General features: G+C 67.1%; 1 protein-coding gene. It reads right to left on the bottom strand.

Annotated features, from left to right (window positions below):
• The coding region (locus AX735_RS04680; RefSeq protein WP_231750024.1) for an ABC transporter substrate-binding protein at positions 1-219 on the bottom strand (219 nt) is incomplete at both ends.

Genomic DNA, 219 nt, shown 5'->3' with positions numbered 1-219 from the left:
TTACCCATCGGCAGCAGCGCGCGCGCCAGCCATTCTCGGTCCACCGCCATGCCGAGCGCGCGGCGGACGCGCGCGTCGTCGAAGGGCGGCTTGCGCGTGTTCATCGTGAAATAATAGCTGCCCAGATAATCGCCGGTGCGCACCGCGCCGGGGCGCTGCTGCCTGAGCCAATCATGGCGGCTTTGCGGATAATCGCCCGAAATATCGGCTTCGCCCGCC

The organism is Blastomonas sp. CCH1-A6, from assembly GCF_001556365.1.
Classification (GTDB): domain Bacteria; phylum Pseudomonadota; class Alphaproteobacteria; order Sphingomonadales; family Sphingomonadaceae; genus Blastomonas; species Blastomonas ursincola.
Note: the sequence above shows the minus strand (reverse complement) of the source record. Positions and strands in the feature narration are given on the sequence as shown.